This is a genomic window from Rhizobacter sp., from assembly GCF_031412075.1.
GTDB lineage: Bacteria > Pseudomonadota > Gammaproteobacteria > Burkholderiales > Burkholderiaceae_C > Rhizobacter.
In genome coordinates this window covers 1-7497 of sequence record NZ_JANOCG010000662.1, presented here as the reverse complement: position 1 = coordinate 7497, position 7497 = coordinate 1, and the positions used below count along the sequence as shown (strand labels likewise).

Annotated in this window: 10 protein-coding genes; 6 read left to right on the top strand and 4 right to left on the bottom strand. The window is 66.3% G+C overall.

Annotation, left to right across the window (positions count from 1 at the left end; genetic code table 11):
- Both RMO40_RS24670 and RMO40_RS24665 read right to left on the bottom strand, forming a co-directional pair.
- Window positions 1-1425 (bottom strand): ATP-binding protein (locus tag RMO40_RS24670; protein ID WP_309726476.1); only part of this gene is annotated, 1425 nt, incomplete at its 3' end.
- Window positions 1422-2087 (bottom strand): response regulator, encoded by a 666-nt coding sequence (locus RMO40_RS24665; RefSeq protein WP_309726474.1) that lies wholly within the window; start codon window positions 2085-2087, stop codon window positions 1422-1424. The genes RMO40_RS24665 and RMO40_RS24670, both read right to left, overlap by 4 nt.
- 87 nt (window positions 2088-2174) lie before the next feature.
- On the opposite strand from RMO40_RS24665, the gene RMO40_RS24660 reads away from it, so the two are divergent.
- From RMO40_RS24660 to RMO40_RS24635, 6 genes are all read left to right on the top strand, one after another.
- Window positions 2175-2636 (top strand): hypothetical protein, encoded by a 462-nt coding sequence (locus RMO40_RS24660; protein ID WP_309726472.1) that lies wholly within the window; start codon window positions 2175-2177, stop codon window positions 2634-2636.
- Window positions 2633-2824, top strand: a complete 192-nt coding sequence (locus RMO40_RS24655) for a hypothetical protein (protein ID WP_309726470.1) — start codon at window positions 2633-2635, stop codon at window positions 2822-2824. The genes RMO40_RS24660 and RMO40_RS24655 overlap by 4 nt, the downstream gene beginning before the upstream one ends.
- Before the next feature lie 52 nt (window positions 2825-2876).
- On the top strand, window positions 2877-3479 hold the full coding sequence (locus tag RMO40_RS24650; protein WP_309726467.1) for a DUF6151 family protein: 603 nt from the start codon (window positions 2877-2879) through the stop codon (window positions 3477-3479).
- On the top strand, window positions 3460-4017 hold the full coding sequence (locus RMO40_RS24645) for a DUF2867 domain-containing protein (RefSeq protein ID WP_309726465.1): 558 nt from the start codon (window positions 3460-3462) through the stop codon (window positions 4015-4017). Before RMO40_RS24650 ends, RMO40_RS24645 begins: the two co-directional genes overlap by 20 nt.
- Window positions 4018-4084: 67 nt before the next feature.
- Window positions 4085-4543 (top strand): DUF4124 domain-containing protein, encoded by a 459-nt coding sequence (locus RMO40_RS24640; protein WP_309726463.1) that lies wholly within the window; start codon window positions 4085-4087, stop codon window positions 4541-4543.
- Between the two features lie 84 nt (window positions 4544-4627).
- Window positions 4628-4978: a cupin domain-containing protein gene (locus tag RMO40_RS24635; RefSeq protein ID WP_309726461.1), complete on the top strand. Its 351-nt coding sequence runs from the start codon at window positions 4628-4630 to the stop codon at window positions 4976-4978.
- Between the two features lie 27 nt (window positions 4979-5005).
- Here the strand turns inward: RMO40_RS24635 and RMO40_RS24630 are convergent, their stop codons facing one another.
- Window positions 5006-5563 carry a methyltransferase gene (locus tag RMO40_RS24630; RefSeq protein WP_309726459.1) on the bottom strand — a complete coding sequence of 186 codons (558 nt, stop codon included), beginning with the start codon at window positions 5561-5563 and terminating at the stop codon, window positions 5006-5008.
- Window positions 5563-7497 (bottom strand): DUF2569 family protein (locus tag RMO40_RS24625; protein WP_309726457.1); only part of this gene is annotated, 1935 nt, incomplete at its 5' end. The genes RMO40_RS24625 and RMO40_RS24630, both read right to left, overlap by 1 nt.

The following is a 7497-nucleotide window of genomic DNA, read 5'->3' as shown; positions in this document are numbered from 1 at the left end:
GCGCGCTGCGGCGGGCCGCGGTGCGTCGTGGGGACGCGGTTCATGCGGCATTGAAACTCGCGCTGCGGCAAAGCGCAGCGTGATGCCAAAGCCTCGCCCGCCCAACCCGTCGCTCACCTCGAGCGTGGCCGCGTGCAGCGTGGCGATGCGCGCCACCAGCGACAAGCCGATGCCGCTGCCGCGCCCCGGCGTGCCGGGCACGCGGTAGAAACGATCGAAGATGCGCTCGTGTTCAGCCACAGGCACCCCCGGGCCGTCGTCGCGCACGCTCAGCACCACGGCCGAGCCGGCCTGCTCACGGCACACCACCTCGATGCGTGCGCCCGCGCCGGCGTAACGCAGCGCGTTGTCGAGCAGGTTGCGCAGCAGCATGCCCACCGCGTCGACGTCCACCCGCGCGTGGCAAGGCTCGGCATGCAGTTGCACCCGCTGGCCGGCGGTCTGTGCGGAGTTGTCATAGTCGCGCACCACCAGCGACACGATCTCGTGCAAGGCCACCGTGGTCTGCGTGTGGGGCGAGGCGACCGCGTCGAGCCGCGCCAGGTCGAGCAGCTGCTCGGTCAGGCGTGCGCTGCGCTCGATGCCGCAGATCAGCGGTGCGAGCGAGTGGTGGCTTTCTTCGAGCGTGGTGGCCGATTGCACCAGCTGCGCCTGCGCCATCAACACGGCCAGCGGCGTGCGCAGCTCGTGGGCGGCATCGGCCAGAAAACGGCGCTCGCCTTGCAGCGCCGACTCCAGGCGTAGCAGCAGCGCGTTGAAGGCCTCGACCAGAGGTTTCACTTCGGTGGGCAGGTCATCGGCCGGCAGCGGGCTCATGTCGAGCGGCGAGCGCTCGCGCAAGGCGGCTTGTGCTGCCTGCACCGGTGCGATCGACCAGCAGATGATGAACCAGGTGACCACGCCCAGCAGCGCCATCAACAGCAACACCGTGCCCACGCTGGTGCCCAGCCACAGGTGCAGCAGGCTCAGCAGCTGGGGTTGCGACTTGCCGATCTGCACCTGGATCTGGCCGCTGGCGTCGCTGAGCGTGTAGATGCGCCAGTCGACCCCGTCGATGGTGACCATGTGGAAGGCTTCGGGCTTGTCGAAACTGAGCGGCACCCACGGCGTGAGCGGCGATCCGGTCGATCGCAGCACCGAGCGGCCGTTGCGCAGCCACACCTGGTAGCTCATCAACACCGGCCGCACGTTGGTTTCTGTCGGCAAACTGTAGGCCGGCTCGCTCGATCCCGCGGGCAGCACCTCGGGCATCGACAACAGCACCTGCTGACCCACTGCCTGCATCGATGCGTCCCAGCGGCCGGTGTGCTGGTTCGACATCAGCATGGCCTGGCAGCCAAACCAGGTGAGCGAAAAACCGAGTACGGCCAGGTTGATGGCAATCAGCAGGCGAACACGCAGCGAGCGGGCGCGGATGAGTTTCATGGGCGACCCTCGCCCAGACGGTAGCCATGGCCGTGAACCGTGGTGATGAGGTCGTCGCCGAGTTTTCTGCGCAGCTGGTGCACGTAGACCGCCACGGTGTTGCTCTCGATGGCGCTCTCGCCGCCGTAGACCGCTTCTTCGAGCTGTGGGCGGGTGACGACACGCCCGTTGCGCTCCATCAGCGCGAGCAGGGTGCGGTATTCGTGCAGGCTCAGCGACACCGGCACGTCGTCGCGTGTCACGCGGCGGGTGGCCGGGTCGAGCCGGATGCTGCGTGCCTCCAGCACCGGCGACACACGCCCCTGCGCGCGGCGCAGCAGTGCGCGCAGCCGGGCCGCCAGCTCGTCGGGCTGGAAGGGCTTGACGAGGTAGTCGTCGGCACCGGCGTCGAGGCCGGCGATGCGGTCGCTCAGCTGGTCGCGCGCGGTGAGGATGATCACCGGCGTGGTGTCGTAACGGTCGCGCATCCCCTTGAGCACCGACAACCCCGAACCGCCGGGCAGGCCGAGGTCCAGCAACACCGCCGCATAGGCGTGGTCGCACAAGGCCAGGCGTGCGGCGGGCGCGTCGGCCGCATGGTCGACGCGATAACCCGCGCGCGTGAGCCCGGTGGCCAGGGCCTGGGCCAGCATGGTGTCGTCTTCGACCAGAAGCAGTTGCATGGCCGTGAGTGTGCCTCGGTCGCATTAATAACTTTTTAACGCCGTGTGCGCAGCATCGGGGCTGTGTGTGAATTGCCCGGAGTTGCCATGAACGTGTTGAGCCCCGCCCACCCGACCCGCCCGATGCACCTGAGCGAGCGTGAAGCAGCGACCTTCTTCAGAGAGTGTTTCATTGACCAGCTGGCGCGTGCCGCATGGCGCGACCCGGTGCAGTACCGGCGCGAGTTGCTGGCCGACAGCCCGCGCCTGCGCGGCGTGCTCGATGAAGCGGCCCGCACGGTCGGCTGGAGCCGCACGCTGCCCGAAGGCCATGCGCGTGGCATCGCGCTCAGTGTCACCTGCGGTGTGGTGGCCGCACATGCGGCCGAAATCTCGCAAGCCGACAACGGAGCCCCGCATGTCCACTGCACGGTGACGGTGGTCGAAAGCGGCGATGGCGAGCCGAGCTTGGCGCAGGCCGATGTGTCGTCAGCCGGTGCCGCAGCGGCCTTGGCCAATGCCCTGGCGGCGTTGCAGGCCCGCCTCAACCTGCAAGGGGCGCAGACATGACGGCCCCCAAGGTGTTTTCGTTTGCCACCATGATGGTGAAGGCACAGCGCCGCCATGCAGCGCGACTGGCGGCCCAGGAATCGCCGGCACCCCAGCCACAGCGCAGGGATCTGGCCTTGCGCTCATCGATGCACGACCTGGGCTCCTTCATTCAGCGCATCACGCTGAACAAAGGCAAGCACGCTTGAGGCTGTTTCGGTGAAATACCATCGCCCGAGCTTGGGCTGACAGGAACCCTGCATGAACCATCGTCGTCAATGCCAATGTGGCGCGCTGCATGGTGAGGTCAGCCACACCGAGCGGGCGCTTCGAGGTGTTTGTTACTGCAAGGACTGCCGCGCCTACTCGCACCACCTCGGCCAGGAAGCGGTGGCACATGATTCCCTCGGTGGCGTCGAGTTCGTGGCCACGCAGGCCCAGCATGTCACCTTGACGGGCGGCACGCAGCACCTTGCATGCCTGTCTTTGTCTGAGAAGGGGCTGTTGCGCTGGTATGCCAAGTGCTGCAACACGCCCATCGGCAACACCACAAGAAGCTGGAAGGTCGCTTATGTGGGGCTGCTCCATACCTGCTTGAAGGCCGACCCGGCGTCCTATGAACGTGCGTTTCCCCGGCTGCAGATGCGTGTGAACACAGGCGGCGCCAAAGAGGCGCCACCCGCCATGACCTTCAGCACCATCACCGCGTTGATGGGCTTCATGCCCCGCGTCATGCTGAGCGGCGTGAATGGCGCTTACAGGCAAACGCCATTCTTCAACGCGCCAGCAGGTACGCCGAAGGTCGAGGCCAGCGTGCTGTCTGCCGTGCAGAGGGAGCGCGCCTATGCCGCTGCCCATGCCTAGCGGCTTCAGCACGGTCACGGCCGTGGCTCTCCCGGCGGGCTCTGCGATCACGCACGTCTACCCGTCGGTGAACCTCGCCGATGCGTTTGCGGTCCGGCTGCCAGCCGGCGCATCCAGCGACCCCGATGCGTTGGCCCGCTTCCTCTTTTTGCACCAACCGGCGTGGGTGGGTTCGCTCATGAAACTGCGAGACCTGCTGGTGGCGGGCTTTGGTCTCAAGACGGGCAAACATCTGGCCTCACTCGCTGGCAGCGCCAAGGCGCAACGGCTGGGCATCTTCAAGGTCTACAGCCTGAGCGAGAGCGAGATCATCGTGGGAGAAGACGACAAGCACCTCGATTTCAGGGTGTCGGTCTTTTGTGAGCCTGCCGCCGCGCCCGAGGCCAGCCGTCAACTGGTGGTTTCAACCGTCGTGCGGTGCCACAACCGCCTGGGGCGTGCCTACATTTTTCTCATTGCCCCGTTCCACCGAGCGGTCGTCAAGGCCAGCCTGGGTCGCGCCGCACGGGTGGGGTGGCCTGCGGCGGCGAGGGCGTAGAAGCTGTCAACCGCCTCTGCAGCCATACTTCGCCACCCGATCCACGCATCACTTCCCGGCCCATCCCATGAGACTTTCAGCGCATCCCATCAACCTTTCGGTGGCCACCGTGGTGTGGCTGTGTGCGCTTTCGGCGAACGGCGCCGAGCTGTACAAATGGGTCGATGAGAAGGGCCGGACGCACTACTCGCAGCGAAATGAATCAACAGGGAAGACAAAGGCCGAGCAGCTGAAAATCTCGGCGCCAGGGCCTTCGGCTTCCTCCTCTGTCTCGGGTGGTTCACGCAGCTCCGAGCAAGAAAAACCCGCCAAGCCCCCAGTGGCACAGAACCCTGCCGACACGAGGCCTGCAGTTTCACCGGCGGCTCCGGTTTCGCGCAGCGACGCCGTCGAAACCGACGCGTCAAAGTGCAAGCTGGCTCGCGCTGTGCTCAGTGGCGCCGTCCAGCACGGAAACGGCGCTCCGACTGACGCCTACGACCGTCAGGTTGCACAAAGCGATGTGCGAGCGTTCTGCGGCAGGTGATCGGCGTGCAAGCTCGTGAGGTTCGCCTCGCGAGAGGTGCGATTCTTGCTGTCGGGCTCAATGCCGCAACCACAGCTGTGAAAAATGAATACCGCCCGAATCTTCGCCAGTGCCGCCTTCATGCAACCGAGCGACTCCGAGCCGATTCGGTCGGTCGTGACCCAGTCTGAGCAGGCCACGATCGTGGCCTGGCACATCAGCCCAGGGCAGCGCATCGCCGCTCATGTGCACCCGCAGGGTCAAGACACATGGACGATCTTGTCGGGGCGCGGAAGCTACCTGCTGGAGGCCAACGGGGCTTCGCAATGCATCACGGCGGGCGACGTGGTGGTTGCCCACGTTGGAGAAGTTCACGGCGTTTTGAACGATGGCGACATTCCGCTGGTGTTCGTCTCGGTGGTCACTCCGCTGGAGGCCGGCTTCGAGCCGCTGTGAGTTCAGGCCGCAAGGCCATTCCGCATCTCAAACAACGAACGGCACGAAGCGCTTGCTCGATTTCATGTACTCGGCATAGGCCGAACCAAAGTGCTGCAGGCACTCGGCCTCGTCGCGCAGCGCGGTGATGAACAGCGCCACGCTCGCCACACCCACCAGCGCGCTGCTCGCGACCGCGATGTCTTTCAACCAGGCACCCCAGGCCAGGTAGAGCAGGGCGGCATACATCGGGTGGCGGATGTAGCGGAAGAGTCCGCTGGTCACGAGCTGCGAGGTTTTTTCGAAGGCAAACAGCTCGGCGTCTTGCCGCTCGTTGCCGGGCCGGCCGATCTTCTTCAGCAGTTGCACGGCGTGCACCGCCAGCACGATGGAGCTGGCGAGCAGCAGCCACGACACGATCTGCCGTGGCGAGAACGGGTCGACCGTCCACATGGGGAAGTTGCGCAGCACCAGGGCCAGCATGCATTCCCAGGCGATGAAGCGGTAGAAGCCGTGCGAGCGCGGGTTGAGCAGCGCGCGCCGCGAGACGTAGGCGAAGAAGGCGGTGCCGGCGCAGAAGATGAGCAGGTTTGCCCACGGGCTCATCACGTTGCGCCCCCGGTGGCCATGGGCTGCGTGGCCTCGAAGCGGGGCGCAGCGAGGGGCTCGCGGCCGTTGACGAAGGTGGCCTTGACGCGCTCAGACACGTGGAAGTAACTGCCCCAGATGGCAGCACCCAACACGCCGCGCGCCAGCTCGCCCCATTCCTTGCTGGTGACAGCTTTGGCGGCCGCGGGGATGAGGTGCGCCAGGCCCATGTCGATGAACTGGATCGCGACGCTGGCCACGAGCACCGTGATGTACAAGCGCGGAACGCCGCGCCGTTTCTGGAAGAACATCGTCATCAGCAGCAGCGAAAACACCAGTAGGCCGAGGTGGGCCGCCAGCTCGAACAGCAGCACCGGCGCCCACAACGCGTGGTAGGCCGACGAACCCACGGTGGTGAGCTGCGACCAGGTGTCTGCCGCGTACGAGGGCAGCAGCTGGCTGAGTTCCATCAGCAACCGGATCGGCACCAGGACCGCTCCCAAGGCCGGTAGCAGCAGCCACCCGCCGATGCCCTTCAAGCTGCTGTTGAAAGGCGCGTGAGGCACCGCGGGCGGGTCGCGGCGGTACAGCTTGAGGGCCAGCCAGGTGAAGCCGGCGAGCAGCAGGGCGCCGAGCATGGCCACCGACCAGTTGAAGCGCTCCAGGCCGCTGAGAGGGGCGGGGGCCGAGCTGCCGTCACTGAGGTAGAGCGTGTAATCGGTGGCGTTGCGCGCACGGTCGAGGCTGGCGGCGTAGCCGGCGGTATCGGCAGGTGCCACGTGGTCGGCGCGAGAGCGGAAGCTGTCGACCATCACCAGCACCTTGTCCTTCTCGGACTTGTGCCGCTCGAACTCGAAGCTTGCGTCGTCGACCCGGATGGTTTCGGTCTTGGTGTCCCAGGCTTCCGGCAGGCGCACCTCGGTGGTGTGGGTGAGGCTCACCGGGTGGGCCAGCGCCAGTGGGCTGGTGCGGATGGATTCGCGCGGGCCGCGCAGGTATTCGTCGAGCTCCGGCGCGTGGATGCTGGCTTCGAGGCGCTTGCGCGCTTCGGCGCGCTTCCAGAACTCGTCGATGAGGTAGTGCTCGGTGAGTGTCAGCCGGTTTTCGGTTTCGTCTTCCTTCACGCTCATGGGCGCGGCCAGCGTGAGCTTGGGGTAGTAGCGCGCATAAAAATTCAGGTAGCGCTTTTGCAGGTCTTCGCGGTTTTCGGTGGCGAGCGTGCTGCGAAGCGCCTCGGCGCTCGCGCCTTGCACGACGGTGGTCACGGTGTAGCGCACCGGCTGGTCGAAGCCGCTTTGTGCCTCGTACAGGGTATGGATGCTGCGCTTGGCGAGCTTGCTGCTGTCGTTGGCCATGCCGACCAGCGACTGGGTCGAGTCGTCGATCACCAGCGCGGCCTCGTAGTCGGGCTGGAACAGGTGCGCCAGGTCGCCCTTCTGTGGCGCGCGGGTCGGGTCGATCCAGTAGTGCTTGCCCTCGAGGCTGGCCCGAACGAGCACATGGTTGAAGGCATAGGGCGTGGGTTGCTGGTCGCGGATGCCGCGGCGCAGCGATGTGTGGACCAGCGCTGCGTGCGCCTCGATGCCCAGCGCTCGCAGCAAGGTCATGGTCAGCAGCGACTTGTCCTTGCAATCGCCAAAGCGGCGCTCCAACACCTGCTGCGGCGAGCTGGGGGCGTGTGAGCCCGGGCCGATCTCCACGCCCAGGTAGCGGATCTCGCTCTGCACGAACTTGAGCGTGGCCAGCAGGCGCGCTTGCGGGGTCGCGTGGGCCTTGGCGATGCGGTCGGCCTCGGCCTGCAGCGCGGGGCTGAGCTGCGCCGGCACGCGGTAGTACGGCACCGCCCAGCGCGCCACCGACTGCCAGTCTTTGAACTCGCCCCATTGCACCGCCGGGTAGGGGTCGAACCAGTTCGGCGTGTCGGATTCGAGCAGCAGAGCAGGCACGCTCTT

Excerpts from the sequence above, each read along its gene's own strand:
- RMO40_RS24635 (WP_309726461.1), top strand. The coding sequence starts at position 4,628 with ATGAATACCGCCCGAATCTTCGCCAGTGCCGCCTTCATGCAACCGAGC.
- RMO40_RS24660 (WP_309726472.1), top strand. The coding sequence starts at position 2,175 with ATGAACGTGTTGAGCCCCGCCCACCCGACCCGCCCGATGCACCTGAGC.
- RMO40_RS24630 (WP_309726459.1), bottom strand. The coding sequence starts at position 5,563 with ATGAGCCCGTGGGCAAACCTGCTCATCTTCTGCGCCGGCACCGCCTTC.
- RMO40_RS24645 (WP_309726465.1), top strand. The coding sequence starts at position 3,460 with ATGCCGCTGCCCATGCCTAGCGGCTTCAGCACGGTCACGGCCGTGGCT.
- RMO40_RS24650 (WP_309726467.1), top strand. The coding sequence starts at position 2,877 with ATGAACCATCGTCGTCAATGCCAATGTGGCGCGCTGCATGGTGAGGTC.
- RMO40_RS24665 (WP_309726474.1), bottom strand. The coding sequence starts at position 2,087 with ATGCAACTGCTTCTGGTCGAAGACGACACCATGCTGGCCCAGGCCCTG.
- RMO40_RS24640 (WP_309726463.1), top strand. The coding sequence starts at position 4,085 with ATGAGACTTTCAGCGCATCCCATCAACCTTTCGGTGGCCACCGTGGTG.
- RMO40_RS24655 (WP_309726470.1), top strand. The coding sequence starts at position 2,633 with ATGACGGCCCCCAAGGTGTTTTCGTTTGCCACCATGATGGTGAAGGCA.